The sequence below is a fragment of the uncultured Kushneria sp. genome, assembly GCF_947497025.1.
Taxonomy (GTDB): Bacteria; Pseudomonadota; Gammaproteobacteria; order Pseudomonadales; family Halomonadaceae; genus Kushneria.
The window spans coordinates 468,127-492,582 of the sequence record NZ_CANMFC010000001.1; the positions used below are offsets into that span (position 1 = coordinate 468,127).

23 protein-coding genes are annotated in these 24,456 nt (G+C 60.1%); 17 read left to right on the top strand and 6 right to left on the bottom strand.

The genetic code is table 11. The annotated features are described in order from the left end of the window. The first annotated feature begins 98 nt into the window (after positions 1 to 98). From Q0931_RS02160 to Q0931_RS02170, 3 genes are read left to right on the top strand one after another with little or no spacing between them, the layout of a single operon-like run. Positions 99 to 992 carry a 3-keto-5-aminohexanoate cleavage protein gene (locus Q0931_RS02160; protein ID WP_299256800.1) on the top strand — a complete coding sequence of 298 codons (894 nt, stop codon included), beginning with the start codon at positions 99 to 101 and terminating at the stop codon, positions 990 to 992. Further along, on the top strand, positions 989 to 1,966 hold the full coding sequence (locus tag Q0931_RS02165; RefSeq protein ID WP_299256802.1) for a 3-hydroxyacyl-CoA dehydrogenase NAD-binding domain-containing protein: 978 nt from the start codon (positions 989 to 991) through the stop codon (positions 1,964 to 1,966). Before Q0931_RS02160 ends, Q0931_RS02165 begins: the two co-directional genes overlap by 4 nt. Then, positions 1,966 to 2,424: a thioesterase family protein gene (locus Q0931_RS02170; protein ID WP_299256804.1), complete on the top strand. Its 459-nt coding sequence runs from the start codon at positions 1,966 to 1,968 to the stop codon at positions 2,422 to 2,424. Before Q0931_RS02165 ends, Q0931_RS02170 begins: the two co-directional genes overlap by 1 nt. On the opposite strand, the gene Q0931_RS02175 is transcribed toward Q0931_RS02170, so the two are convergent. The 3 genes from Q0931_RS02175 to Q0931_RS02185 form a co-directional block, all read right to left on the bottom strand. Beyond that, positions 2,421 to 3,422: a GlxA family transcriptional regulator gene (locus Q0931_RS02175; protein WP_299256806.1), complete on the bottom strand. Its 1,002-nt coding sequence runs from the start codon at positions 3,420 to 3,422 to the stop codon at positions 2,421 to 2,423. The genes Q0931_RS02170 and Q0931_RS02175 overlap by 4 nt on opposite strands. A 52-nt stretch (positions 3,423 to 3,474) precedes the next feature. Continuing rightward, on the bottom strand, positions 3,475 to 3,723 hold the full coding sequence (locus Q0931_RS02180; protein ID WP_299256808.1) for a GlsB/YeaQ/YmgE family stress response membrane protein: 249 nt from the start codon (positions 3,721 to 3,723) through the stop codon (positions 3,475 to 3,477). Between the two features lie 202 nt (positions 3,724 to 3,925). Beyond that, a complete protein-coding gene (locus Q0931_RS02185; protein ID WP_299256810.1) occupies positions 3,926 to 4,189 on the bottom strand; it encodes a GlsB/YeaQ/YmgE family stress response membrane protein in 264 nt (87 codons plus the stop codon). A gap of 371 nt (positions 4,190 to 4,560) precedes the next feature. Here Q0931_RS02185 and nrdR point away from each other — a divergent pair, with 371 nt between their 5' ends. From nrdR to lon, 9 genes are all read left to right on the top strand, one after another. Next, positions 4,561 to 5,070 carry a transcriptional regulator NrdR gene (gene nrdR, locus Q0931_RS02190; protein WP_299256811.1) on the top strand — a complete coding sequence of 170 codons (510 nt, stop codon included), beginning with the start codon at positions 4,561 to 4,563 and terminating at the stop codon, positions 5,068 to 5,070. Positions 5,071 to 5,107: 37 nt separating this feature from the next. Beyond that, on the top strand, positions 5,108 to 6,310 hold the full coding sequence (ribD, locus tag Q0931_RS02195) for a bifunctional diaminohydroxyphosphoribosylaminopyrimidine deaminase/5-amino-6-(5-phosphoribosylamino)uracil reductase RibD (RefSeq protein ID WP_299257250.1): 1,203 nt from the start codon (positions 5,108 to 5,110) through the stop codon (positions 6,308 to 6,310). 87 nt (positions 6,311 to 6,397) lie between these two features. After that, positions 6,398 to 7,552: a bifunctional 3,4-dihydroxy-2-butanone-4-phosphate synthase/GTP cyclohydrolase II gene (ribBA, locus tag Q0931_RS02200; protein WP_299256813.1), complete on the top strand. Its 1,155-nt coding sequence runs from the start codon at positions 6,398 to 6,400 to the stop codon at positions 7,550 to 7,552. A gap of 110 nt (positions 7,553 to 7,662) precedes the next feature. After that, positions 7,663 to 8,181, top strand: coding sequence for a 6,7-dimethyl-8-ribityllumazine synthase (gene ribE / locus Q0931_RS02205; protein WP_299256815.1), 519 nt, complete (start codon positions 7,663 to 7,665; stop codon positions 8,179 to 8,181). Next, positions 8,178 to 8,684, top strand: a complete 507-nt coding sequence (gene nusB / locus Q0931_RS02210) for a transcription antitermination factor NusB (protein ID WP_299256817.1) — start codon at positions 8,178 to 8,180, stop codon at positions 8,682 to 8,684. The genes ribE and nusB overlap by 4 nt, the downstream gene beginning before the upstream one ends. Positions 8,685 to 8,766: 82 nt before the next feature. Then, entirely contained in the window at positions 8,767 to 9,807 is a 1,041-nt protein-coding gene (thiL, locus tag Q0931_RS02215) for a thiamine-phosphate kinase (RefSeq protein WP_299256819.1), read from the top strand. Further along, on the top strand, positions 9,804 to 10,277 hold the full coding sequence (locus Q0931_RS02220; RefSeq protein ID WP_299256821.1) for a phosphatidylglycerophosphatase A: 474 nt from the start codon (positions 9,804 to 9,806) through the stop codon (positions 10,275 to 10,277). The genes thiL and Q0931_RS02220 overlap by 4 nt, the downstream gene beginning before the upstream one ends. Positions 10,278 to 10,372: 95 nt before the next feature. Beyond that, a complete protein-coding gene (locus tag Q0931_RS02225; RefSeq protein ID WP_299256824.1) occupies positions 10,373 to 11,761 on the top strand; it encodes a DUF945 family protein in 1,389 nt (462 codons plus the stop codon). 278 nt (positions 11,762 to 12,039) lie between these two features. After that, entirely contained in the window at positions 12,040 to 14,379 is a 2,340-nt protein-coding gene (lon, locus tag Q0931_RS02230) for an endopeptidase La (RefSeq protein WP_299257251.1), read from the top strand. 69 nt (positions 14,380 to 14,448) lie between these two features. Here the strand turns inward: lon and Q0931_RS02235 are convergent, their stop codons facing one another. Then, positions 14,449 to 16,089 (bottom strand): dihydroxyacetone kinase subunit DhaK, encoded by a 1,641-nt coding sequence (locus Q0931_RS02235; RefSeq protein WP_299256826.1) that lies wholly within the window; start codon positions 16,087 to 16,089, stop codon positions 14,449 to 14,451. Positions 16,090 to 16,166: 77 nt separating this feature from the next. After that, positions 16,167 to 17,090 carry a hypothetical protein gene (locus tag Q0931_RS02240; RefSeq protein ID WP_299256828.1) on the bottom strand — a complete coding sequence of 308 codons (924 nt, stop codon included), beginning with the start codon at positions 17,088 to 17,090 and terminating at the stop codon, positions 16,167 to 16,169. 366 nt (positions 17,091 to 17,456) lie between these two features. On the opposite strand from Q0931_RS02240, the gene Q0931_RS02245 reads away from it, so the two are divergent. After that, positions 17,457 to 17,852 carry a hypothetical protein gene (locus Q0931_RS02245; RefSeq protein ID WP_299256830.1) on the top strand — a complete coding sequence of 132 codons (396 nt, stop codon included), beginning with the start codon at positions 17,457 to 17,459 and terminating at the stop codon, positions 17,850 to 17,852. Between the two features lie 125 nt (positions 17,853 to 17,977). On the opposite strand, the gene nudE is transcribed toward Q0931_RS02245, so the two are convergent. Next, positions 17,978 to 18,562 (bottom strand): ADP compounds hydrolase NudE, encoded by a 585-nt coding sequence (nudE, locus tag Q0931_RS02250; RefSeq protein ID WP_299256832.1) that lies wholly within the window; start codon positions 18,560 to 18,562, stop codon positions 17,978 to 17,980. Between the two features lie 180 nt (positions 18,563 to 18,742). Here nudE and Q0931_RS02255 point away from each other — a divergent pair, with 180 nt between their 5' ends. The 4 genes from Q0931_RS02255 to Q0931_RS02270 all read left to right on the top strand — a co-directional run bounded on the left by Q0931_RS02255 (position 18,743) and on the right by Q0931_RS02270 (position 24,425). Next, positions 18,743 to 19,135 carry a S4 domain-containing protein gene (locus Q0931_RS02255; protein ID WP_299256834.1) on the top strand — a complete coding sequence of 131 codons (393 nt, stop codon included), beginning with the start codon at positions 18,743 to 18,745 and terminating at the stop codon, positions 19,133 to 19,135. 81 nt (positions 19,136 to 19,216) lie between these two features. Further along, entirely contained in the window at positions 19,217 to 20,104 is an 888-nt protein-coding gene (gene hslO / locus Q0931_RS02260; protein ID WP_299256836.1) for an Hsp33 family molecular chaperone HslO, read from the top strand. Between the two features lie 239 nt (positions 20,105 to 20,343). After that, complete coding sequence (locus Q0931_RS02265) at positions 20,344 to 21,900, top strand: phosphoenolpyruvate carboxykinase (protein ID WP_299256838.1); 1,557 nt, start codon at positions 20,344 to 20,346, stop codon at positions 21,898 to 21,900. 164 nt (positions 21,901 to 22,064) lie between these two features. Further along, positions 22,065 to 24,425, top strand: coding sequence for a Tex family protein (locus Q0931_RS02270; protein ID WP_299256840.1), 2,361 nt, complete (start codon positions 22,065 to 22,067; stop codon positions 24,423 to 24,425). Positions 24,426 to 24,456 lie beyond the last annotated feature (31 nt).

Below are 24,456 nucleotides of genomic sequence, written 5' to 3' on the forward strand. Positions count from 1 at the left end.
TGATGTCCCAAAGCGTCAACAGAACGTCACCTGACGTCAGTTGATCATCCCGGGACACGCCGATACTGGGTCTTTCATCCTTGACCCGGGGCCGTCCCATGAACCATAACGTCATTCTCACCTGCGCTGTAACCGGCGCAGGTGATACCCCCCAACGCAATCCCGCTGTTCCCGTGACTCCCGAAGAGATTGCCCGTGCTGCCATCGATGCCGCGAAGGCAGGGGCCAGTATTGCCCATATTCACGTGCGTGATCCGGTCACCGGTGGCATCAGCCATGACAGCGATCATTTCCGCGAGGTGGTGGAGCGGGTGCGCTCGGCCGATACCGATATCGTGCTTAACCTCACGGCCGGTGGCGGCGGCGATCTGTTCCCCGAAATTGACAACGGGGTACTGCACGCCGGAGCCGGCAGCGATCTGCAGACGCCGGCCGAGCGTCATGCGCCGGTAGGCGAACTGCTGCCCGAAATCTGCACCCTGGACTGCGGCAGTCTCAACTTTGGCGACATGGTGTATCTCAATAGCGCCGACTGGCTGCGCGAGCATGCTGCGCTGGTCAGGGCCGCCGGCGTCAAGCCCGAGCTTGAATGCTTTGATACCGGGCACATACGGTTTGCCAAACAGCTCATTGATGAAGGGCTGATCGATGGGGACCCTCTCTTTCAGCTTTGTCTGGGCATTCCCTGGGGTGCCGAGGCGCAGACACAGACCATGCTGACCATGCGCGATCTGCTGCCGGAGAATGCCCGCTGGGCAGCGTTTGGCATCGGACGAATGCAGATGCCGATGGTGGCGCAGGCGATGTTGTTGGGCGGCCACGTACGGGTAGGCCTTGAAGACAACCTTTATCTCTCAAAAGGGGTCAAGGCAGATAATGCCGGACTGGTCGACAAGGCTGTCGGTATCGTCGAATCGCTGGGCGGGCGGGTCATGAGCCCGGTTGAAACACGCCAGCATCTTGGACTGCGTATGCCGGGGGGTGAAGCATGAGCGCCATACACACTCAGGCACCCGGAGTCATGGCCGTAGCAGGCTGTGGCGTCATTGGCAGCGGCTGGATTGCCCGCGCGCTGGCGGCTGGCATGCAGGTGCAGGCCTGGGACCCGGATCCCGATGCGATCAGAAGGCTCAGGGTCAATATCGATACCGCCTGGCCGTCGCTTGAGCGGCGGGGGCTCGCTGAAGGCGCCTCGCGCGATAACCTGAGCTTTACGACCGAGCTCGCCGACGCGCTTGATGGGGCTGATCTGGTGCAGGAGAACGCCCCGGAGCGTCTGGAAATCAAGCAGTCGCTGCTGGCGCAAATCGATGCGCTGACACCGGCGTCGGTGCTGATTGGTTCCTCGACATCGGGCATCAAGCCCAGCGAACTTCAGGCACAGTGTCAAAAGGCGCCGGGCCGTGTGATCGTGGCGCATCCTTTCAACCCGGTCTATCTGTTGCCGCTGGTCGAGCTGGTGGGCGGTGAGCACACTGAGGCGGCACAGCTTGAAAAGGCCAGCGAGCAGTACCGCGCGCTGGGCATGCGCCCGCTGATCGTGCAGCGCGAAATCGAGGGGCACATTGCCGATCGATTGATGGAAGCGCTGTGGCGCGAGGCGCTGTACCTGGTCAATGACGGGGTGGCTACTACCGAGGAAATTGACGCGGCGGTGGTCTACGGCGCGGGGCTGCGCTGGTCATTGATGGGCACCTTCATGACCTTTCATCTGGCCGGTGGCGAGGGCGGCATGCGTCATATGCTGGAACAGTTCGGTCCGGCACTGAAACTGCCCTGGACGCGACTTGAAGCGCCGGAGCTTACCGATACGTTGATTAACCGTGTAGCCGAAGGCAGCGAGTATCAGGCGGCCGGTCGCTCGGTAGCCGAGCTGGAAGCGCGCCGCGACCAATTCCTGACCGAGCTGCTGGCAGTGGTCGAGCGCTACTGGCCGGAAGCCGAAGGTCTGGGAGGACGCATCTAATGCCGCTACAACTGTTTACCCGCCATGTGCCGCATGATTGGGTTGATTACAATGGCCACATGAATGACGCCGCCTATGCGCTGGTATTTTCCCACGGTGTCGATGCACTGATGGATCATATTGGTCTTGATGAGACCGGGCGCGCCGCGCATGGCTATACCGTTTTCACCCTGGAAACCCATCTGTGCTATCTACAGCAGGTGCACGAAGACGCGCTGGTGGTCTGTGATGTCGTCTTGCTGGCATCCGATGCCAAACGCCTGCACCTCTTTTTCACCCTGAAAGACGAGGCGGGAACCATCCTGTCGACCAGTGAACAGATGTTGATGGGTATCGGTCTGCAGAGCGGACGTTCGCAGGCCTTTCCGGAGGCAGTGAGTACATGCGTCACGTCCCTGCCGAGGCTGGAGTCCACACACTGGCCCGAGCAGGCCGGGCGGCGCATCGGCCTTCGCTAGGCCTTTGGGTGGTTGTCAGCCATCTCCCCTTGAGCGCGAAACCGGCCGGGTGGGCAACCGTAATGGCGGCGAAAGGCATGAGCCAGGCCGGAAGAGGAGGTGAATCCACAGGCCTGGGCGACAGCGGTAATGCTCATTTCTCCTTCCTCAAGCAGCGTTCGGGCGCGTGTCAGCCGAAGCTTCAGGTACCACGCACCGGGCGAACTCTCCAGCTGCTCGACAAACAGTCGCTGCAGCTGTCGGCGCGAAACGCTGGCCTTGTCGGCCAGTGCCTGAATGGACAGGGGGTCCTCTATATGCTGCTCCATCAGGGCGATGGCTTCGATCAGCGGGCGTTGATGCAGGTCCAGGCGGCGGGCGATGGAAAGACGCTGCTGGTCTTCGCGCCCACGCAGACGATCATGAATCAACTGCTCTGCCACGGCATGCGCCAGCGCGTCACCATGATGTCTGGCAATCACGGCCAGACTCATATCCATTGCTGCTGCCCCGCCTGCGCAGAAAAAACGTCGATGTCCCAACTCGAAAAGCGTTTCGCTGGTCTTCAGATGTGGCCATCGTTCCTGAAAGGCAGGCAGGCTTTCCCAGTGCAGCGAAACGCGATCTGTTGGAGAAATCAGGGAAGCCTCGGCCAGTATAAAGGCACCGGTATCGATGCCTCCCAGCCGGCACCCTGCCTGATCAAGACGTTGCAGCCATTTTCGAAGTGTTCGGCCGGGGGAGGGCAATGGCGTAAAGCCCGAGCAGATGGCAAGCGCAAATGGCGAACCAGCATCGTCGGGGCAGCCATCGACCATTAAACGCATGTCGTTGGAGGCGCTTACCGGATGACCATCAAGGCTGAGCGTGAGCCAGGAGTAGAGTGTACGCTCGGCAATACGGTTGGCGATACGCAGGGGTTCGACGGCCGAGAAAAAGGCCATCATTGAAAATCGCTCGATAAGCAGAAAAGCAATCTCGCGATGGGGGGCGGACTCGAAGGTGTTTGAAGAGAGCATGAGAGGAATATCAGCGACTGTCCGGTAAGGGACAGCCGCAAAAGGTCAGGCGTTACTTTCTGACCACGCGATAGAGAAACAGCAGCACAATCGCACCTATCACGGCTACGACAAAACTGCCGAAATTGAAACCGTCAACGCTGCCAAAGCCCAGTGCCGTACCGATCCATCCGCCGACGACGGCACCCAGAATACCGATGATGATCGTGACGATGAAGCCACCCGGATCCTTGCCAGGCATCAGAAGCTTGGCGATGGCGCCTGCAATCAGGCCAAAGATGATCCACGCAATAATACCCATAGTCAGCTGCTCCTTGCTGTTACCGTGTGTCTGTCAGTTTTCAGTATGAAAAAGCCCGGGAAAAACATTTTTCCTTAATATTTTTACCCGGCTGCACTCAAGACTAGATGGACAGGCATGAGCTGGCAAGCAGACCGTGTTGTAGTATGTCACTGATTGCAAGGTATTATTTGAAAGGTACATCGTGACGAACCATCGCGGCTTATCCCTTGTTGTAGCGTACCATCCAGATCGTCATGACGGCGATGCCGCCCAGGGCCCCGACCACGGCAGCGGCAAGGCTTCGAACATCGAATTCAAGCTCGGCGGCAAAACCGAACACCGTGACGATAAAGCCCAGTACCACGCCGCCCAGCACGCCCATGCCGGCCGTACCAAGAAAACCGACACTCAGGCGCCGGGGAATGATCAGGTTGACCAGCATGCCCACGGCGATGCTTGCGAAAATCCAGGAGATAATGTTCATGTGGCTTCTCTGTCGGTAGACATTGTCGACTTCAAAATAGCGCTGTGGGCGATGGCGCTCAACTGCACGATGACGGCCGGGGGCGTGTCGCAGCCGTGAAGGGATGAGGAAGTTTCATCGCGTTTTCGCGGGAAACCGTGCATGTTCGCGCCCCGGGAGCGGGGATGCGTTTCAGAACACAGGGTAAAACGTTACAATATTATCCCCGAGTATGCGTCGACATGTCGCAACGCCAGACCGCACCGCCGAGTGCGTCATGCCCAGAAGGCCGCCGCCCTGATTGCGGTGTATTATGGTCCTGTCATTCACAGGGCCTGAAAGGCTCGGGGCATCGATTATCGGGTTTTTCATCGACGGAACAGAGAACATTCATGCATTGCCCCTTTTGCGGTGCGCAGGATACGCGAGTCACTGACTCCCGGCTGGTGGCCGATGGCGATCAGGTACGCCGGCGTCGCCAGTGTCTGGCCTGTGGCGAGCGTTTTACAACGCATGAAGCTGCTGAACTGGTCATGCCGCGGGTCGTCAAGGCCGACGGTTCGCGGGAAAGCTTTGATCCTGCCAAGTTGCGTGCCGGCATGCTGCGGGCACTGGAAAAGCGCCCGGTGTCCAGTGAGCATATCGAGGCGGCCATCGAGCGTATTCGACAGCGTCTTCGGGCGCGCGGTGAGCGCGAAATCAATGCACTTGCCATCGGCGAAGAGGTCATGGGCCAGCTCAGAGCGCTGGACCAGATCGCCTATATCCGCTTTGCTTCGGTATACCGGCGCTTTCAGGACATTGATGAATTCCGCGCCGAAATCGAACGCCTTTCCAGTGAGTCCGCATCGTCATCCAGCGCAGACAGTACCGGCAGGGATCAGGAGTCTCATGAGCATTGAGGATGCCGCAGAAGGGGCGCTGGCGCCCTTTTGTCGCATGGAGGGAAGCTCAAGCGTGACACGGCAACCCGAGGATTACATGGCTCGTGCGTTGCATCTGGCGCGTCGCGGGCTCTATACGACCGATCCCAACCCGCGGGTAGGCTGCGTGCTGGTGCGCGGCAATCAGGTCGTGGGAGAAGGCTGGCACGAGCTGACCGGTGAGCCTCACGCCGAGATACATGCCCTGCGCGCCGCCGGTGAGGCGGCGCGCGGGGCCACGGCCTATGTCACCCTGGAGCCCTGTTCACATTATGGTCGCACCGGGCCCTGTGCCAAGGCGCTGGCGGAGGCGGGCGTGGATGTGGTCGTCGCGGCCATGCTCGATCCCAACCCTCAGGTCTCCGGACGGGGTATCGCGATACTGGAAGCCGCCGGCGTTGGCACGCGCGTCGGCATGCTGGAGGCGGATGCCCGCGAGCTTAACGTGGGATTTATCTCGCGCATGTCGCGCTCGCTGCCCCACGTTCGGCTCAAGATGGCGATGAGCCTGGATGGTCGTACTGCCATGGCCAGCGGCGAATCGAAATGGATTACCGGGGAGCGCGCGCGTCGTGATGTGCAGCATCTGCGCGCGCGCTCGAGTGCCATTCTCAGCGGCGTCGCCTCGGTGATTCGCGATGACAGCCGATTGACCGTGCGCGTTGATCAGCTCAGCCGGCCGGAATCGCATGCCGTTCAGGTCTCGCATGAACGAGGGGTACGTCAGCCGCTGCGCGTGATTGTCGATTCGACCCTGTCCCTGCCGGCCTCGGCGCGCTGTCTGACAGAGCCGGGCCGCACGCTGGTGGCCACGGTATCGCCGACAGGCCCTGGTGCACTGGATAACCGGGATCACTTTCGTCGGCGGGAAGCGCTGGTGGCCGCGGGGGCCGAGGTGGTCACGCTGGCGTCAAGCCCGGGTGGCCAGGTCGATCTGGAAGCGCTGATGCACTATCTCGCTGATGTAGAACAGTGCAACGAAGTACTGCTCGAGAGCGGCTCGCGGCTCAGCGGTGCCATGCTGGATGCGGGGCTGGTCAACGAGCTGATCATCTATATGGCGCCGATTCTGATGGGCGATGAAGCGCGCGGGCTTTTGACCCTGCCGGGGCTTGAGAAACTGTCCCAGCGGCGACAGCTTTCCATCGTGGATGTTCGCGCCTTTGGGCCTGATTGGCGTATTATCGCGCGCCCCGTCAACGATCATGAAACCTCCTGATCAGGACAGGTTCAACGCCCTGATCATCAGGGAGGCACTCATTCAGGCAACCCTGCATCGAAAGGAGCGGCTCAGCCGGCAAGCGTTATGAGTCAGTCAACGGGCAACTTCGCTTCCATGGAAGCGCTGATCGAAGATATCCGCCAGGGCAGGATGGTCATCCTCATGGATGACGAAGACCGTGAAAATGAAGGTGACCTGATCATGGCTGCCGAGTGCGTGGAAGCTTCGCACATCAATTTCATGGCGCGCTACGCCTGTGGCCTGATCTGTCAGCCCATGCTGCGCGCACGCTGCGAGCAGCTTGGCCTGTCACTGATGGTCAATGACAACGGCTCCGGCTTCGGTACCCGCTTTACCGTCTCCATCGAGGCGGCCACTGGCGTCAGTACCGGCATCTCGGCCGCTGACCGGGCGCGAACGGTGCAGGCCGCGGCTTCCCGCGATGCCAGACCCGGTGATGTTGTCCAGCCCGGCCATATCTTTCCGCTGATGGCGGAAGCCGGCGGGGTTCTGCGGCGTGCAGGACATACCGAGGCGGCCTGTGACCTGGCCGCCATGGCGGGTTTCGAGCCAACCGGGGTGATCTGCGAGATCATGAACGAGGACGGCACCATGGCGCGGCGGCCGGAGCTTGAACGCTTTGCAGCCCGCCATGACATCAAAATCGGCACCATTTCCGATCTGATTCACTACCGCATTCACAATGAGCAGACCGTTGAACATGTGGAGTCACATCCAGTAGAAACGGACGCCGGCCCCTTTCAGCTGCACTGCTTTCGCGACCGGATCCAGGGCTCTCATCATTTGGCGCTGGTCAAGGGCTCTCCGGAAAGCGATCAGGCCACGACCGTTCGCGTTCATGTCGCCGATGCCCTGCGTGATCTGTTGGGGCTGCGCCGTGATGGCCAGCAGAGCTGGTCCTCGCGTGATGCACTCGAAGAGATCGCGGCCAGCGAGACCGGCGTGCTGGTACTGCTCGCCGACCAGCGGGGCATGGCGGATTTTCGTGATCAGCTCGATCTTTTTCTGGAGCGACGTCCGCGAGCCCAGGACCCGCAGACAGATGGTGCCGGCAACTATTTGAGTATTGGCACCGGGGCGCAGATCCTGCGCAGCCTGGGGGTCGGACGAATGCGTCTTTTAAGCTCGCCCTGGCGTTTTTCAGCGCTGGCGGGCTTTGGCCTTGAAGTCATCGAACAGGTCAGTAGCGTTGATGACAGCCGCCCGGCGCGGCACTGACAATAGCAATCAATGGCAACGACAGTTTCCGGAAGGGCCCGAAAATGACGGGTCCAATGGCTTATATTACACGCTGATGCGTTTTATCAGAGACAACAGGATTTCAAGACATGCAACCGATTGCACAACTGGAAGGGCGTTTCAACGAGATCGATGGCCGTTATGTCATCGTGGTCGGACGCTTTAACCATCACGTGGTCGACTCTCTGGTAGAGGGCGCCGTGGACGCGCTGGTGCGTCACGGCGTCGACGATGCCAATATCGATATTCTTCATGTGCCCGGCGCGTGGGAGCTGCCACTGGCGGTCAAGCGTGCGCTGATCCGTATCCAGCCGGATGCCATTATTGCCCTGGGCGCGGTCATTCGCGGCGGTACACCGCATTTCGAGCATGTGGCAGGCCAGTGCAACGCGGCGCTCAACCGTCTGCAGCTTGATTTTGATACCCCCATTGCCAATGGAGTGCTGACGGTCAATTCGATCGAGCAGGCCATCGAGCGTGCCGGTACCAAGGCGGGCAACAAGGGCTTTGAGGCGGCCATGGCGGCCATGGAAATGGTCTCCCTGTTGCGTCAGCTGGGCGGCAACGATGGTCTTGATGACGATGCCGATCATGGAGGTGTGGCGTGACCCAGCCCAAACGTGCCCCTTCAAAGCAGCAGCAGGCCCGAAGGGCAGCGCGCGAGCTGACGGTACAGGCGCTGTATCAATGGGAAATGACGGGCACGTCGATTTCCCAGGTTGAAACCGAGTTTCGCTCACAGATCGCCGATGACGATCTGGAACCGCACGAGAACTGGGTTCAGGTCATGAAAATCGCTGATCTGGGGCTTTTCCATCAGCTGCTTCATGGCGTGGCCAGACACTGTGGTGAGATGGATAATCTGATTGCGCCGGCGCTGGATCGCAAACTGGAAGAACTTGATCGCATCGAGCTTTCCATCCTGCGCCTTGGAACCTATGAGCTGGCGCACCGGCCAGAGGTGCCCTATATCTCGGTCATCAATGAAGGCATTGAGCTGGCGCGCTCGTTTGGCGCCACCGAAGGGCATAAATATATCAACTCCATTCTTGATCGATTAGCCAGGAAACTGCGTGAAGCCGAAGTTCAGGCACGCAGGCGCCGTGACTGAGCATGGCCCATCCGGAGCATGGCCTGTGCATGATGGTCACTGATCAGCGCTTTCCTTCACCTGTCAGGGAGATGTCCGGGCGATGAGCGATGCAGCCACTCCTGGCGAGTTTGAACTCATCAGGCGTTATTTCATGCAGGACGTTGAACCCGCCTGCCGCTCGGATCAGGTCTCGCCGCATCAGGCTCGCGCCGGGGTCGTGCTGGGGCAGGGCGATGACTGTGCGCTGCTGGCGCCGTCTCCCGGCTGCCGGCTGGCAGTCAGTGTGGATACGTCGCTGGCTGATGTGCATTTTCCGCGTGATGCCTCGGCAGAAGCGATCGGCCATCGTGCGCTGGCGGTCAATCTCAGCGATCTGGCCGCCATGGGGGCCAGACCGCGCTGGTTTGTGCTGGCCCTGACGCTGCCCGACGTCGACGAGCAGTGGCTGGAAGGCTTCGCGCGCGGGCTCTATGGCCTTGCGCGCGAGCATGACATTGCCCTGGTCGGGGGAGACATTACCCGTGGCCGGGAGCTCTCCATTACCATTACCGTGCATGGCGATGTGCCCGATGACAGCGCCATTACACGTCACGGTGCCCGTCCTGGCGATCTGCTGGCGGTGACCGGCGTATTGGGCAGTGCCCATGGTGGCCTGCGCGCCTGGTTTGACGGGCAACGCGATGAGCACCATCCGCTGGTGAAGGCGTATTTGCGCCCCGCCCCCCGCGTGGGTGAAGCCATGAGCATTCGTCATCTGGTCTCGGGCGGTCTTGATATCTCTGATGGTCTTCTGGCGGATCTGGGCCATCTTTGCGCCCGCTCCGGAGTCGGTGCCTGCCTTGAAGCGGGGGCCATTCCGCTGGATCAGGCACTGGTTGAATTGCTGGGGGCGCAGGAGGCGCTTGAGGCCGCACTTAACGGCGGGGATGACTACGAGCTTTTGCTGGCACTGGCCCCGGTGCAGGAAGACGCGGTGCGCCGGGCGCTTGAAACGCTGGGCGGCGAACTGCACGTCATCGGTCGGGTCACCGCAGAGCCCGGTATCACCGGCATCGTGTCTACCGGTCGGGGCTGGCAGCACTTTCACGCACAAGACCATCACGATGCAGAAGAACATCACGGCACGGGAGCTTCGCCATGAACCGTGCGCCTGCAAGCGTCTGGCGGCGCCCCGTACACTTTCTGGCCTTCGGGCTGGGCAGCGGCGCGGCGCCCTTTGCCCCGGGGACCTTCGGGACCCTGGCGGCCATTCCCTTTTACTGGCTGATGTCGACGCTGCCGCTGGGCATCTACCTGGCGATTCTGGCCGTGGCCACCATCATTGGTATCTATCTTTGTGATCGCACCTCGAAGGATCTGGGCGTACATGATCATTCGGGGATCGTCTGGGACGAGTTTGTCGGCTACTGGTTAACCATGGCTGCGGTGCCGTTTTCCTGGCAGTCCGCGCTGTGGGGCTTTGTTATCTTTCGGGTCTTTGATGTCATCAAGCCCTGGCCGGTGCGCACGGTGGATCGCCGTGTGGCAGGCGGTTTCGGCATCATGGCCGATGATGTTCTGGCCGGGGTCTATGCCTGGAGTGTGATGCACGTGTGGCTTTGGCTACATTGATAGGACGTAAAGCGTGAGTATCACTCTTGCAGAGGTCATCCGTGCCAGCGATTCCGGCACGATCGTGATCTTTTGTATCGACCCGGGGAGCGTTGATGAAAAGGAAAGTGACCACTGCACTGGTAGCCCTTGTCGTTCTGGCATTGACGCTCTGGCTGGGCGCCCTGGCCTGGAGTCGTCATGAAGTGCAGGCCCGTATGGCCGGAAAGGTCGCCGACATCAATGCGCTGGCCGGGGTTCGCGCCATCAATACCATCGACAACGATGGCTTTTTTTCCTCTAGTGGGACGCTCCGGGTCATCATGTCCGACAGCGACGCCGACGCTGATGCCCCTGCCGGGATGATCGACTGGCGTGTTGCCTATGGCGTTTTGAGTACACGGTTTTCGGGGCATGGCGATATCATGAGTCGGGACGGCAAGGCCCTGCTGGCCGATGAGCTCTCCGAGGGTGAAAGGCTCGATTTCGATGCCCATATTCAGCATCTAGGCCATGACCTGACGCTCAACGCCAGATTTCCCGACACGATGCGCTATCATGGCCAAAACGGACAGGGGCAGGGCCCGCAGACACAGGGCATGACCCTGAGGCTGTCCGGGGCTCGGTTGGGCCTTGCTGAGAATGAGCAGGGGCTGCGTCTTGATGGCCAGTGGTCAGAGCTGGCGCAGCAAGGTTCTCGGCGTCAGGTGCATTTTGGGGAAACACACTGGTCGATGCTGTTTCCAGCCGACGACGCTGACCAGACAGGCGATGCGCCAGAGGGCCGGCCCGGCCGGCTGGACAGTCTGGATATTAGCGATGCCCGTCTGCAACGACAGGGCGGACTCCCCCTGACACTGAACAATCTTCATCTCGAAGGCAGCACCCATCATGATCGCCAGGAGTTCAGCTATCTGTTGAAAGCCCAGCTGGGTAATGCTGCGTTTTCCGAGCAGCAGCTGGGCAGTGCCTCGCTGGATGCGGTGGTGCGGCGGATCAACGAGCCGGCAGCGCGCGCACTGCTACAGACCATGGGTCGTGATATCCGTCAGCGCTGGCAGAATGCTCGACAACAGGAGCCCCGGGACAATGCCGGATTGCAGGGCATGGCCGCCGATGACGGCGAATATCCGAATAACGTGCATGACCTTGCCTCGCTGATGGCGCTCTGGCAGGAAGCCTTTTTTGCCGTGATGAGCGACTCCCCACAGGTGGTGGTCCATCAGCTACAGCTGGAAAGCCCGATGCTGGATCAACACATGCATCTGGATGGCGAGCTGACGCTGGATGGTACAAACATCAAGACGACCCGTGTCGAGCAGTTGCAAACCTCATGGGGGCGGGCGGCGTTCAAGCGTCGACTTGACGGTCAATTCACGCTCCACAATGCACCACCGCTGCTGGCGCTGGTGGCCGGGCAGGCCCCTGATCAGGACACGCTTGAACTTGTCATTCGAAAAGGGGTCTTTTTGGTCAATGATGAGCCCTGGTTCCTGCTGAACTAGACTTTTGATCAGAACAGGGATTTGTCGGAAATGAATTACGCGGCTGCCTCTGGCAGCCGCTGTCGTTTTGAACCGGCAAACGTTTTAGTGTGCCTCCGGACTTGATAACGGCGTCCGGTGCCCGCATTGCCACAGACAACAGGTAACGCCGGCCACGTGTTGCTGCCCCAGGCATCACCGCCGGCGCACGGTTTCGATACGGGAGAGCAGGGTAGCCCATGAGTGAAGAAGATCAGTCCGACTACACCATCGAGTCCGGTGATGACAACGACAGTGCCATGACGCAGGCCGTAGTGCCTGCCAGTGAGTATCTGCCCGAAAGGCTCTATCTGCTGCCGGTGCACAATCGCCCTTTCTTCCCGGCACAGGTTCAGCCGCTGGTACTTAATCGCAAGCGCTGGAGTGATACGCTCGAGCAGGTCGGCAATACGTCGCACCATATTGTCGGGTTGACCTTTATCGGCGATACGGGTGCTGACCCATCGCCGGAAGAGTTCCCTGTCTATGGCACGGCCGTGCGCGTCCACCGTGCCGAGAACAATCAGGAGCAGCTGCAGTTCATCGCTCAGGGGCTGCGTCGTTTCAGGATTACCCGCTGGCTGTCACAGGAGCCGCCCTACCTTGTCGAGGTTCACTATCCCAAAGAGCCGGTCGAGAAGCAGAGCGATGAAACGCGGGCCTATGCGATGGCCATCATCAATGGCATCAAGGAGCTCCTGCCCATCAATCCGCTCTATGGGGAGGAGCTCAAGCACTACCTCAACCGTTTCAGCCCCAACGAGCCCGGCCCGCTGACCGATTTTGCCGCAGCCATCACGTCGGCGCGTGGCCCCGAGCTTCAGTCGGTGCTGGAGACCCTGCCGGTGCTGGAGCGCATGCAGGTGGTACTGCCACTACTGCGCAAGGAAATCGAGGTCGCGCAGCTGCAAAGCGAGATCTCCGAGCAGGTCAATGCCCAGATGCAGGAGCGTCAGCGCGAGTTCTTTCTGCGCGAGCAGCTCAAGGTCATCCAGAAGGAGCTGGGTATTTCCAAGGATGACCGGGAAAACGATGTCGATACCTTCCGCGCGCGTCTGGAAGACAAGGTTGTCCCGGAGCGCGTGCAGGCCCGTATTGATGACGAGCTTGGCAAGCTTTCAGTGCTGGAAACCGGCTCGCCTGAATATGGCACCACACGTAACTACCTTGACTGGCTGACCGCGCTGCCCTGGGGGATCACCTCCGAGGACCAGATGGATCTACCGCATGCGCGCCAGGTGCTCGATCGTGATCATGACGGCCTGCAGGATGTTAAAAATCGCATCATCGAATTCCTTGCCGAAGGCACCTTCAAGGGCGATGTCGGTGGATCGATTCTGCTGCTGGTTGGCCCACCCGGGGTTGGCAAGACATCAGTGGGCCGCTCGATTGCCGAAGCGCTGGGACGCAGGTTCTACCGCTTCTCGGTCGGCGGTATGCGGGATGAGGCCGAGATCAAGGGCCACCGCCGCACCTACATTGGCGCCATGCCTGGCAAGCTGGTGCAGGCGATAAAGGAGGTCGATGTCGAGAACCCGGTCATCATGCTTGATGAGATCGACAAGCTGGGCCAGTCCTTTCAGGGTGATCCGGCCTCGGCGCTGCTGGAGGTGCTCGATCCGGAGCAGAACGTCGATTTCCTCGATCATTATCTCGACGTGCGCATGGACCTCTCCAAGGTATTGTTTGTCTGCACGGCCAACCAGCTCGATACGATTCCCGCGGCGCTTCTGGACCGCATGGAGCAGATTCGACTGGCCGGCTACATTGCCGAGGAGAAGGTGGCGATTGCCAAAAACCATCTCTGGCCGAAGCTTTTGGAGCGTGACCGCATTCCCAAAAAGCGCATCAATCTGACCGATGCCGCGCTCAAGCATGTGATCGAGGGCTATGCGCGTGAATCCGGCGTACGCCAGCTTGAAAAGCAGCTGCATCGCATCGTGCGCAAGGCCGCCGTCAAGCTGCTGGAAGAGGAGCTCGACACGGTCAAGGTGTCGGTCAATAACCTTGAGGAGTTTCTGGGCGCACCGATGTTCCGCAAGGAAAAGGTGCTCAAGGGCGTGGGCGTGGTGACAGGCCTTGCCTGGACGGCCATGGGTGGGGCCACCCTGCCGATCGAGGCCACGCGGGTGCACGGTCTGCAGCGCGGCATCAAGCTGACCGGCAAGCTGGGCGATGTCATGCAGGAATCCGCCAATCTGGCCTACAGCTTCGTGCTCGGCCATCTGCAGGAGTTTGGCGCGCAGCCGGGCTACTTTGACCAGGCCTTTATTCACCTGCACGTGCCGGAAGGGGCCACACCCAAGGATGGCCCGTCAGCGGGGGTCACCATGACCACGGCGCTGCTGTCGCTGGCGCGCGGGCAGGACATCAACCGTCCGCTGGCCATGACGGGTGAAATTACGCTGACCGGACAGGTGCTGCCGGTGGGCGGCATTCGTGAAAAGGTGATCGCTGCCCGGCGCAGTGCCATCTTCGAGTTGATCCTGCCGCAGGCCAACCAGCGTGACTTCGATGAGCTGCCGGATTTCCTGAAAGAGGGCATGACCGTGAATTTTGCCCGCACCTATCAGGATGTGGCCAAAGTGGTGTTTGATTGATCAGGCACCTGACCCTGAACGCAAAAGCCGCCCTGACCGGGCGGCTTTTTTAATGTCGTCTGCGACCATTCAGCGGTGACCGGCACGCCCAGCCATCGCTTCAAACAGCCGGGCCACGGCTTCAGCGCCCGGATCGACCACTCCCTCAAGGGCCTGCTCCGGCACCAGCGAAGAGCGACCGGCGCCGGCCTTGCGCATGCCGGCGGTCTCGTCGGCACCCGAGCGGGCCGATTGGGCCGCCGCTTCAAGGCTCTGGCCATCAGCCAGCGTCTCGATGGCAGGGATCAGTGCGTCCAGCATGGTACGATCACCCTGCTGCGCACCGCCGTAATGCTGCATCCGCTCAATGCCTGCCTGCAGGGCTTTTGGCCAGCTGCCCTCTTCTTCCAGCTGCTGTGCGGCGCTGGTCATCAGAATCGACAGCAGTACGCCACTTGAGCCGCCCATGGCGGTGGCAAACAGGTGCCCCAGCTCGCTGGCCAGGCGCGCGTTTTCTCCGGTGGAGAGCCGGCCTTCATTCAGAGCGTTCAGTACGGCTCTTGCCCCTGCGGCAAAGGTGGCACCGGCGTCACCATCGCCGACTCTGGCATCGAGCTCGTCCAGCGCCTTCTCACTGTCCTTGAGCGTGGTCGCAAGGTGGGCGATCAGATGGCCGCGCGTCTCATCATGACGGCCTTCACCTGGCGAGGGCCGCTGACTGAAGCGTGGCGAAAAGGTTTCGATATCATGCACTGTCTGCGGTGTTGGCCAGGCCGGCGCCTGAACCGGTGCGTTCAGCGCCTCAAGGATTGTCTTGTCTGCCGGCGCCAGCGTGACGGAAAAACCGTGCATGTCCAGCGAGGTCATCAGCGGTGCGGGGCCCAGCAGTAGCGCCACATTGGCGCGACCGAGCTGGTCAAGGCAGGCGCGCTTGAGTACCTGCATCTCCTGCGGGGCGCAGCTGCCCAGATTGTTGAGCAGGACCACCCAGGGCCCGTTATCGGGACGGCCCAGCGCCTCAAGCACCTGTGTCACGGCGTCATCGGCGCTATCGGGCGTAACCTGACGGACACCGGGCTCGTTATGGATGCCCAGCCCCAGCTCGGATGTCTTGCGTGAAGACGCTTCCTGCCCGGGCAGGGTAGCACTGGATAGTGCCATGCCCATGGAGCGTACACGTGTGGCCATATCATGGGCTGCCTGGTGGACCGTTGCGAGATCATCGCCCCGTTCGGCGCAGTAGCCGGCCATCTTGTGGACCAGCAGGGTGCCGGCCAGCCCGCGCGGCTGAGGAGCGTCCGGCAGGGCCACGTCATCGGCCACGATCACCGTTTCTACCTGAAAGCCTTCTTCGCGGGCGCGTTCGGCGGCAAGTCCAAAATTGAGCCGGTCACCGGTATAGTTCTTGATGATCAAAAGACAGCCGGCGTCTCCACAGCAGGCGCGAATGCCGGCGAGGATGGCTTCTACGCCCGGTGAAGCGAAAACATCCCCGGCCACGGCCGCTGTCAGCATGCCCTGGCCCACAAAGCCCGCATGTGCCGGCTCGTGCCCAGAGCCACCGCCTGAAATCAGGGCGACCTGCTGGCGGCCTTCACGGTCCGGCTGCCAGTCCGAGCGCATGACGATGCGCGCATCCTGGTGATCGGAAAGGGTAACGCGGGTCGACATGGCCAGACCTTCAAGCAGTTCGCTGACCAGATGTGCCGATTGATTATAGAAATGATGCATAAAAGGCTCCTTTAAGAGGGCGCTTTCAGCGTAGAGGGTTCCGGGCGGAAACAGGAGTCCCTTGTGTCATGCAGAGCTCAGCCGGCGTTCGTTGGCGCTGGCCGACGGGGCGCTGGCCATTCGATCGGCCCCCGGTCGATCCCCGGATCCAGACGCCCCGGTTGCATTTCGGGCGTGCAATCCTTGAGGGCGTTGGCCAGCCGATTCAGAGCGGCCTGTCCGCTGGTGCCGGCAGTCACTTTTTCCCACCACTGTCGATGTACGGCACGCACGGTGACCGGAACGGTGGTCAGACCCAGGCGCTGTGCCATCGCCAGACGGTGCAGACCGCGATTAACCTTGAGCAGATGGCCTTCACGCGTCACGACCACGCCAAGCGTATCCTTGCCGCGAGTAGTGTCAAACCCGTGACAGGCCATGTCATCAAGAAAACCCAGATAGATATTCAGGTAAGCCAGAATTTTCGCTTCACTGTCCAGCACAATGCCTTCATGAGCCGACACCCAGGGGGAGCCCGCTTTCAGGCGCGCGGCATGTTCCTGAAAGCGTTGCGTCAGGGTGAGATCGTCACGGTGCTCGTCCAGATCGGTGATGAATTGATAGCGAGAGCCATGACGCAGATCGCCACGGCTTTGATCCCATTCGCCGTCCCAGAGAAAGGCGGAAGAGGAGGGACGTTTGCCGCCAACGCCCTTGAAGTTGACATCACGAATCATGTCTCGCGGATTGATATACACCACCAGTCGATCGCCCAGGCGTTTTTCAATGGAGCGTCGGGGGAGTCCCGCCCTTTCAAGGTGTGCACCGCCAGGCTTGCCCTTTAGCCAGCGCTGAAACCAGAATTCTTCAAAAGGTATACCCACGCGTTGCTGAAACGACGACTTGAACCACTCCTGAAGGTGGACACGCCGCATCGACCAGCGGAGACGATCGCTGCCCAAGCAGGCAAAGGCATTCTCATCCTGCGGGAGAGGGGAGTTGTGAAAAAACCTTGAAGACATGAAATGAACCGATAACTCGAGACTGGGTACGTATACGATAAGTTTATCATGTCGGACAGGGAATGCTGGAAAAGGCCGCACCAGGGGGGCAAATTCAGACATCGCAGGGCAGTTTATTTCTTGACCCAGGCTTTATCTCTCTTTGTACAGCACTTTGACAGACTGCGTTTTGTACCCTAATTTTACGCTTACTTACTCAGCGGTATCCTGCAGAGTGCCGCTGTGACTGTCTTGCATGCCATGAAAGGCAGACTGCAATACTGCTTGAGGTTTGTTGCAGGAAGTATCTGTGTACCCGGTCCCGGTACTGTGGCCTGAACGTGCTTGTGTACCGGAACGAAAATCAGAGTCACGGAGGAAGTATCCATGAAGAAAATTATTGCTGCCGCTTTTTGTGCCGCTTTTGTACTGCCTGCCATGTCTGTCATGGCCTCGAGTGAAGCTACTCAAACCGCTGCTGGCAGTGAGGGTCAGGAAATGACCGGTACAGCGACCACAGAGTCCTCCAGTGCCATGGATAACAGTGCCACCAGCACTGATGCCACGCCTACCGGTCAGGGCGGAAATGGAAGCTCGGCACAAATGAACGACATGGAAGGCATGAGTGATTCCAGCAGCGGCTCAATGGGCAACACTGGTACCAGTGCCGAAAATGCCGATGAGACCATGACCGGTCGACAGGGGCATTCCGCGCAGATGGAGTCCACTGATCCCATGGATGATGGTGATAGCACCGAACATGGCGACAGCCCGTCCAACTGATCCTGTCTTCGATGTAATAACTGCATTGAACGCGATTTGAAGAGGTCCGGCAGCCAACGCTGTCGGGCCTCTTGCTTTATCAGTGTTCATGGCGGGTCGGGCACGCGATCTGTATCGAGGGCTGGTTACCAGAACATGGGATCGGGCGTTTCCTGTCTGTCGCGAAGTCGCTCCCTGGCAATGAAGAGTGCTGCGATGGCACGTCCTTCGTGGAAATCGCCTCGGGTCAGCAGGGCCGCGATGTCTTCGATGGCATGTTTTTCGACGATCAGGGGCTCGGGTTCGTCGCCTGGTAGTTGTTCCTTGTAGAGCTGGGTGGCCATGACCACATGAATGCGGTGGGTCATGTAATTGGGCGCCAGCGTCAGTTCGATCAGGGGTTCGATCACGTGTGCGCCATAGCCACACTCTTCGCGAAGTTCCCGGTTGGCCGCCGTGACAATGTCTTCGCCCGGATCAATCACCCCCTTGGGGAGCGTCAGGGCATAGTCTTCGATACCGACCGCATACTCCTGAATCAACAGCACATGATCCGGGTCCGGCATCGCCACAATCATGACAGCCCCTGCACCATTTCCGTTGCTGGTCAGACGCTCGAAAGTACGCTGTTCGCCGTTGGAAAATTCGAGCTCCAGCGCTTCAATTGCAAAAAGCCGGCTCTGGGCGATGCTGCGCCGCCGTCCGATTTCGGGCTTTCCTGATGGGGACATGTTTCTACCTCCGGATGCTTCAAAAGACGGGAGCGGCGGATACAACGTGATCTCGATGCCTGAGCCACAGGTTATCGCATTGTGTTGTGGACAGCATCTGTTTGACCCTGCAATGACAGGGGCTTGAGAGCATGGCTTTTGCCCCCATATTGGCATTCAGAAACGGTGTGGAGACATGGCATGAGCGAACAGGTTCGACTCGATAAATGGCTCTGGGCAGCCCGATTTTTCAAGACCCGCGGGCTGGCGCAGAAGGCCATTGACGGTGGTAAGGTTCACTACAATGGTGCGCGCACCAAGGTGAGCAAGATCGTGGAGCCCGGCGCGCTGCTGACACTGCCCCAGGGGTGGGATCGAATCGAGGTGGAGATCATCGACGTCAGCGACAAGCGGCGCGGTGCCTCCGAGGCTCAGACGCTTTACCGTGAAACACCGGCAAGCATTGAGCGTCGTACCCGTGAAGCCGAGATTCGCCGCATGGACAAGAGCATGCAGCCCCCGAAGGGGCGCCCGGACCGTCGAGCCCGTCGCGATATCCAGAATTTTCAGCGTCACAAGCATGACGACTCCTAGCGCCTGCGCAGTGCTTTGATAACCGGGTTTTTCATGTTCATGCCTGCCGTGCCGATTACCCTTTTCCTTATCGAGCGACCCATGGATCATATTCAACGCTTTATCTTTGACGACACCAATGTTCGCGGCGAGCTGGTCAAGGCGGATGACACCTGCCTGAACATCATCAATCGCCACGGCTACCCCGATGTGGTCAACCGCCAGCTCAGTGAAATGCTGGCGGCGGTGGCGCTTTTGACCGCAACCATCAAACTCGATGGCGTACTGACCCTGGAGGTCAAGGGAAATGGCCCGGTCAGCCTCCTGATGGCAGAGTCCAATCCTGGCCATGATGAAAATGGTCAGCGACTGCGAGCGATCGCCCGCCTTTCCGAGGATCAGCCGCTGCCGGAAGATGGCGCGACGCTTCAGGCGCTGGCCGGGGAGGGGCATATTGTCATGACGCTGGATCCGCATGAAGGTCAGCGCTATCAGGGCATTGTCGCGCTGGAGGCGGACACGCTGGCGCAGTGCCTTGAGAGCTATTTCGAGCGTTCCGAGCAGTTGCCCAGCCGGCTGTGGCTGTCTGCTTCAAAAGAGCATGCCGCCGGACTGATGCTTCAGACGCTTCCCGAAGGTGACCGTCTCAAGGACACGGATGCCTGGCCGCGGCTCAATATGCTGGCCGATACCCTCAAGTCCGAGGAGCTTCTGGAGCTGCCGGCGCACGATATTCTGGTGCGTCTGTTTCATGAAGAGCAGATCAGGGTATTTGAGCCGGACCCCATCGGGTTTGGCTGCACCTGTTCACGCGAGCGTTTTGCCAGCGCTCTGCACCAGCTGGGCGCAGAAGAGTTGCGTTCGGTGGTTGAAGAACAGGGTGAATTGAGTACGACCTGCCATTTCTGCAACACGGATTACGTGTTCAGCGCCGCTGATATCGAGGCACTGATCGAGTCGCCCGATGCGCCCTCGCCAACGCTGCATTGAAAAATGTTTATTCCGGGCTGGCGCATCCTGCTTGTTGTAAAGGTGTGGTGCGCTGTGCCTTTGTGCGTCACGCTACCGTGATACATTCTCCCCTTGAAGCGATTTGATCATAATACGCTTTACCGCCTGGCCCGGGGCCGCTTCGTGCAGCGCCAGATCAGGCGGGAATATAACGCGAGAGGCAGATAACAAGTGCCCATCCGCTTAACGAGAGAGAACGGCTTATGCCCGGAATAGACATGACAACGAATATGAGTACGCCCCGTATCAATGCCAGTGCCGCCGAGCTGGTGGAATATGCCGTCTCAAGGGGTGAGGCAAGGCTTGCCGCCAATGGAGCGCTGGTGGCAGAAACCGGACGCCGTACCGGCCGCTCGCCCGTTGATCGTTACATTGTTGATGAACCTTCCACCAGTCACGAGATCGACTGGGGGAGGGTCAACCGCCCCTTTTCGGGAGAGCATTTCGATGCGCTATGGGAGCGGGTCGAGGAATTTCTGGCCGACAAGGGCGCTTTTGAAACCGAGTTGCACGTCGGGGCGGATCCCGAGCATTATCTGCCGATTCGTGTCATGGCCCAGTATGCCTGGCATACGCTTTTTGCTCGCAATCTCTTTGTGCGGGCACATCCCTTCAATCCGCGCGACAAGCATGAATGGCAGATCATGAGTGCGCCAGAGTTTGTCTGTCAGCCCGAGCGTGATCACACTCACTCCGACGGTACGGTGATCATCAATTTCGCCCGCCGCCGCGTATTGATTGCCGGCATGCATTACGCCGGAGAGATGAAAAAGGCCATGTTTACGGTGCAGAACTTTCTGCTGCCGGAAAAGGATGTGCTGCCCATGCACTGCAGCGCCAACGTGGGTGACAATGGTGAGACAACGCTCTTTTTTGGACTTTCCGGCACCGGCAAGACCACGCTTTCCGCGGACCCCTCGCGCTATCTGATCGGTGATGACGAGCATGGCTGGGGCGAGGGGACCGTCTTCAATCTCGAGGGGGGCTGTTACGCCAAGACCGTCGATCTGAGCGAAAAAAACGAGCCCATCATCTATCGGGCCATTCGCTTTCCGGCCGTGCTTGAAAATGTCGTGCTGGATGACGCCCGACAGCCCGTTTATGAAGATGCTTCGCTGACGCAAAACGCCCGGGCAGCCTACCCGCTGGAGCACGTCGACAAGCGGACAGCGGACAATCGGGCCGGTGAGCCGAGTGCCATTGTCTTTTTGACCTGTGACATGAGCGGCGTACTGCCACCGGTCTCGATCCTGTCACGCGAAGCGGCCGCCTATCATTTTCTCTCCGGCTATACTGCACGGGTCGGGTCGACCGAGATTGGCGCCGGCAGTGCTCTGGAAGCTACCTTCTCTACCTGCTTTGGCGCCCCGTTTTTCCCCCGTCCGGCCCATGAGTATGCCGAGCTCTTGATCAAGCGCATCGAGGCTTTCGACTCCCGGGTCTATCTGGTCAACACGGGCTGGACTGGCGGTGCCTACGGACAGGGCGGAGAGCGTTTCAGTATTCCCACTACCCGCGCCATTATCAGTGCCATTCAGAGTGGCGCGCTCAAGAATACTGAAACGGTCACGCTGCCCGGGCTCAATCTGTCGGTGCCTGTTGCTGTGGAGGGGGTGGATTCGACGCTGCTGGATCCGCGCAAGGCCTGGCAGGATCAGGCGGCCTTCGAGGAGCAATCACGGCTTCTGATCGAGCAATTTATCGATAATTTCAGTCGTTTTGACGGGGTGGATGACGCCATTACCCGCGCCGGGCCGAGTCTGGTTCAGCAATAGATCCGACCTGTTGCGATCTGCTTGCATCAAAGGCGCAGATCATCATGGCGATGGCCTTCGGGCTGTCGCCATTTTTTTATAGCGCTCTGCCCGGTGCCGACGTTATCCCGTCCACGGATGGTTTGTGATACCCTGGCGCCCTGTTTGGAAGGGGATGCGTTTTCATGACACAGATTTCTTCGATGGCAGAACGTCTGGCGGCAGAGCTTGGTGATGCTGCCGGTGCGACTGCCGTTCGTCCTGCCCAGATTGAGGCCACCATCGCCCTGCTGGACGAAGGGGCAACCGTGCCGTTCATCTCCCGCTATCGCAAGGAAGCCACTGGTGGCCTTGATGATAGCCAGCTACGCCTTCTTGAAACCCGGCTGCGCTACCTGCGCGAGCTTGATGAGCGCCGAGCAACGGTGCTGGCTTCGATCGAGGAGCAGGGCAAGCTCGATGACGCGCTGCGCGCCAGTATTCTGGCCGCCGATACCAAGCAGCGGCTGGAAGACCTTTATCTGCCGTACCGCAAGAAGCGGCGCACCAAAGCACAGATTGCTCGAGAGGCGGGGCTTGAACCGCTGGCCGATGCGCTGTTGAACGATCCCTCGCTGGAACCCGAGTCGCTGGCCGTCGATTATCTCAATGCCGAGCACGGTATTACGGATGCCCGCACCGCACTGGATGGTGCCCGGCAGATCCTGATGGAGCGTTTTGCCGAGTCCCCGGCCCTGGTCGGGCGGCTGCGGGACCGCCTGTGGCAGGAAGCCGAGCTGGTGTCCACGATGCTCGCCGGTCAGGAGAGCAGTGGCGCCAAGTTTTCGGACTATTTTGATCATCGTGAAAGGCTTTCCAGAACGCCTTCGCACCGGGCGCTGGCCATGTTTCGTGGTCGCCAGGAGGGGGTGCTGGGTCTGTCCCTCAAGCTGCCCGATGAAGAGGAAGCGTCCGTTCATCCCTGCGAGGTCGAGATCGCGCGCGAGTTTGGCATCCGTGATCATGCCCGGCCTGCGGATCGCTGGCTGAAGGAGGTGGTGCGCTGGACCTGGCGGGTCAAGCTCTATACGCATCTGGAAACCGAGCTGCTGGGCCAGCTGCGTGAACAGGCAGAAGCTACAGCCATTGGCGTGTTTGCCGATAATCTGAAGGATCTGCTGCTGGCAGCGCCTGCCGGCGCGCGTGCCACGCTGGGGCTTGATCCGGGCCTTCGTACCGGCGTCAAGGTGGCCGTGGTGGATGCCACCGGCAAGGTGGTGGATCATACGGCCATTTATCCCCACGCACCGCGCCATCAGTGGGAAGCCTCGCTGGTCACGCTGACCGAGCTGTGTCAAAAGCATGATGTCGGGCTGGTGGCCATCGGGAACGGCACCGCCAGTCGTGAAACCGATCGGCTGGCTGCCGACCTGCTGGATCGACTCAAGGGGCAGGACATTGCCAAAGTCATGGTCAGCGAGGCCGGCGCCTCGGTGTATTCCGCCTCCGAGTTTGCCTCGCGTGAGCTGCCGGAGCTGGACGTCACCATTCGAGGAGCCGTATCGATCGCCCGACGGCTGCAGGACCCGCTGGCCGAGCTGGTCAAGATCGATCCGAAATCGATCGGAGTAGGGCAGTATCAGCATGATGTGTCACAGCTGATGCTGGCGCGCTCGCTGGACGCCGTGGTTGAGGACTGCGTCAACGCCGTGGGGGTGGATCTCAATACGGCCTCCTCGGCGCTGCTGGCGCGTGTGTCGGGGCTCAACAACACCCTGGCCGACAATATTGTGGCCTGGCGTGATCGTCATGGTGCCTTTGACAATCGTCGTCAGATTCTTGAGGTCACCCGTCTGGGGCCAAAGACCTTTGAGCAGTGCGCGGGTTTTTTGCGCATCAACGGTGGCAGCAATGCGCTGGACGCTTCGGCCGTCCACCCCGAGGCTTATCCGCTGGCAGAACGGATCGCAAGGGCCGGGCGCCGTAATCTGCAGGCGCTGATCGGCGATAGTGATTTTCTACGCGGTGTTCGCGCGGCAGATTATGTCGATGAGCGCTTCGGGCTGCCGACGGTGAGCGATCTTCTAAAGGAGCTGCAAAAGCCCGGCCGTGACCCGCGCCCCGAGTTTCGTGCCGCGCAGTTTCAGGAAGGGGTCGAGAAGGTCAGCGATCTGGTCGCCGGGATGGTGCTGGAAGGCGTCATCACCAATGTGACGCATTTTGGCGCCTTTGTGGATGTCGGCGTTCACCAGGATGGTCTGGTGCATATTTCGGCGCTGTCGCATCAGTTCGTGCAGGACCCGCGCTCGGTGGTCAAGGCCGGTGACGTGGTCAGGGTCAAGGTCATGAGCGTCGACCTGGCGCGCCAGCGTATTGCGTTGTCCATGCGCCTTGATGATACCCCGGAGGCCGAGCAGGGCAGCAGGACAGAAGGGGCAGGGCGCCGCGATCGAAGCAAACCTCAAAAGCGCAGCAGTGAAGCTACCTCTTCATCGGAGCCGGTCGGTGCGCTGGGGGCAGCACTGCTCAAGGCAGGCGCCGGCAAGTCACGCGATCGAAAGCGTTGACATGATAAACTCGTTAGCATGCACACTTTGG

Coding starts and splice junctions, on each gene's coding strand:
- Q0931_RS02160 (WP_299256800.1), top strand. CDS start 99: ATGAACCATAACGTCATTCTCACCTGCGCTGTAACCGGCGCAGGTGAT.
- Q0931_RS02165 (WP_299256802.1), top strand. CDS start 989: ATGAGCGCCATACACACTCAGGCACCCGGAGTCATGGCCGTAGCAGGC.
- Q0931_RS02170 (WP_299256804.1), top strand. CDS start 1,966: ATGCCGCTACAACTGTTTACCCGCCATGTGCCGCATGATTGGGTTGAT.
- Q0931_RS02175 (WP_299256806.1), bottom strand. CDS start 3,422: ATGCTCTCTTCAAACACCTTCGAGTCCGCCCCCCATCGCGAGATTGCT.
- Q0931_RS02180 (WP_299256808.1), bottom strand. CDS start 3,723: ATGGGTATTATTGCGTGGATCATCTTTGGCCTGATTGCAGGCGCCATC.
- Q0931_RS02185 (WP_299256810.1), bottom strand. CDS start 4,189: ATGAACATTATCTCCTGGATTTTCGCAAGCATCGCCGTGGGCATGCTG.
- nrdR (WP_299256811.1), top strand. CDS start 4,561: ATGCATTGCCCCTTTTGCGGTGCGCAGGATACGCGAGTCACTGACTCC.
- ribD (WP_299257250.1), top strand. CDS start 5,108: ATGGAGGGAAGCTCAAGCGTGACACGGCAACCCGAGGATTACATGGCT.
- ribBA (WP_299256813.1), top strand. CDS start 6,398: ATGAGTCAGTCAACGGGCAACTTCGCTTCCATGGAAGCGCTGATCGAA.
- ribE (WP_299256815.1), top strand. CDS start 7,663: ATGCAACCGATTGCACAACTGGAAGGGCGTTTCAACGAGATCGATGGC.
- thiL (WP_299256819.1), top strand. CDS start 8,767: ATGAGCGATGCAGCCACTCCTGGCGAGTTTGAACTCATCAGGCGTTAT.
- Q0931_RS02220 (WP_299256821.1), top strand. CDS start 9,804: ATGAACCGTGCGCCTGCAAGCGTCTGGCGGCGCCCCGTACACTTTCTG.
- Q0931_RS02225 (WP_299256824.1), top strand. CDS start 10,373: ATGAAAAGGAAAGTGACCACTGCACTGGTAGCCCTTGTCGTTCTGGCA.
- lon (WP_299257251.1), top strand. CDS start 12,040: ATGACGCAGGCCGTAGTGCCTGCCAGTGAGTATCTGCCCGAAAGGCTC.
- Q0931_RS02235 (WP_299256826.1), bottom strand. CDS start 16,089: ATGCATCATTTCTATAATCAATCGGCACATCTGGTCAGCGAACTGCTT.
- Q0931_RS02240 (WP_299256828.1), bottom strand. CDS start 17,090: ATGTCTTCAAGGTTTTTTCACAACTCCCCTCTCCCGCAGGATGAGAAT.
- Q0931_RS02245 (WP_299256830.1), top strand. CDS start 17,457: ATGAAGAAAATTATTGCTGCCGCTTTTTGTGCCGCTTTTGTACTGCCT.
- nudE (WP_299256832.1), bottom strand. CDS start 18,562: ATGTCCCCATCAGGAAAGCCCGAAATCGGACGGCGGCGCAGCATCGCC.
- Q0931_RS02255 (WP_299256834.1), top strand. CDS start 18,743: ATGAGCGAACAGGTTCGACTCGATAAATGGCTCTGGGCAGCCCGATTT.
- hslO (WP_299256836.1), top strand. CDS start 19,217: ATGGATCATATTCAACGCTTTATCTTTGACGACACCAATGTTCGCGGC.
- Q0931_RS02265 (WP_299256838.1), top strand. CDS start 20,344: ATGACAACGAATATGAGTACGCCCCGTATCAATGCCAGTGCCGCCGAG.
- Q0931_RS02270 (WP_299256840.1), top strand. CDS start 22,065: ATGACACAGATTTCTTCGATGGCAGAACGTCTGGCGGCAGAGCTTGGT.